Below are 1,661 nucleotides of genomic sequence, written 5' to 3' on the forward strand. Positions count from 1 at the left end.
TTCAGACAAGCAAACGTGTGGGTCCCTGTTCGGGTAGGGTCTAGGTCGTTAAGGAGGTGATCCAGCCGCAGGTTCCCCTACGGCTACCTTGTTACGACTTCACCCCAGTCATGAACCACACCGTGGTGACCGTTCTCCCGAAGGTTAAACTAGCCACTTCTGGTGCAATCCACTCCCATGGTGTGACGGGCGGTGTGTACAAGGCCCGGGAACGTATTCACCGCGGCATTCTGATCCGCGATTACTAGCGATTCCGACTTCACGGAGTCGAGTTGCAGACTCCGATCCGGACTACGACTGGCTTTAAGGGATTGGCTCCGCCTCGCGACTTAGCAACCCTCTGTACCAGCCATTGTAGCACGTGTGTAGCCCAGGTCGTAAGGGCCATGATGACCTGACGTCGTCCCCACCTTCCTCCGGTTTGTCACCGGCAGTCTCCCTAGAGTTCCCACCCGAAGTGCTGGCAACTAAGGACAAGGGTTGCGCTCGTTACGGGACTTAACCCAACATCTCACGACACGAGCTGACGACGGCCATGCAGCACCTGTCACTCGGCTCCCGAAGGCACTAAGGCATCTCTGCCAAATTCCGAGGATGTCAAGACCTGGTAAGGTTCTTCGCGTTGCATCGAATTAAACCACATGCTCCACCGCTTGTGCGGGCCCCCGTCAATTCATTTGAGTTTTAACCTTGCGGCCGTACTCCCCAGGCGGTCTACTTATCGCGTTAGCTGCGCCACCAAAGTCACTAAGGACCCCGACGGCTAGTAGACATCGTTTACGGCGTGGACTACCAGGGTATCTAATCCTGTTTGCTCCCCACGCTTTCGCACCTCAGCGTCAGTGTCAGTCCAGGAGGCCGCCTTCGCCACTGGTGTTCCTTCCGATCTCTACGCATTTCACCGCTACACCGGAAATTCCACCTCCCTCTACTGCACTCTAGCGTGCCAGTATCGGATGCAATTCCAAGGTTGAGCCCTGGGCTTTCACATCCGACTTAACACACCGCCTACGCGCGCTTTACGCCCAGTAATTCCGATTAACGCTTGCACCTTTCGTATTACCGCGGCTGCTGGCACGAAATTAGCCGGTGCTTCTTCTGTAGGTAACGTCAAGTACTCCCGGGTATTAACCGAAAGCCTTCCTCCCTACTGAAAGTGCTTTACAACCCGAAGGCCTTCTTCACACACGCGGCATGGCTGGATCAGGGTTGCCCCCATTGTCCAAGATTCCCCACTGCTGCCTCCCGTAGGAGTCCGGGCCGTGTCTCAGTCCCGGTGTGGCTGATCATCCTCTCAGACCAGCTACGGATCGTCGCCTTGGTGAGCCTTTACCTCACCAACAAGCTAATCCGACGCGAGCTCATCCATCAGCGCAAGGCCAAAAGGTCCCCTGCTTTGTCCCGTAGGACGTATGCGGTATTAGCCCGAGTTTCCCCGGGTTATCCCCCACTAATGGGCAGATTCTCACGCGTTACTCACCCGTCCGCCGCTCGTCAGCGGGTAGCAAGCTACCCCTGTTACCGCTCGACTTGCATGTGTTAGGCCTGCCGCCAGCGTTCAATCTGAGCCATGATCAAACTCTTCAGTTCGATTAAGTCTTTAAAGTGCCTTCGCACTTAAAGCATGCTCAGCTCGAAACAAATTCAACTAGGTTGACTTG

Annotated in this window: 1 rRNA gene; it reads right to left on the bottom strand. The window is 55.6% G+C overall.

Annotation, left to right across the window (positions count from 1 at the left end):
• Window positions 1–49: 49 nt before the first annotated feature.
• Window positions 50–1,590 (bottom strand): 16S ribosomal RNA (locus JF515_RS05670).
• Window positions 1,591–1,661 lie beyond the last annotated feature (71 nt).

The organism is Alloalcanivorax marinus, assembly GCF_016785095.1.
Taxonomy (GTDB): Bacteria; Pseudomonadota; Gammaproteobacteria; order Pseudomonadales; family Alcanivoracaceae; genus Alloalcanivorax; species Alloalcanivorax marinus_A.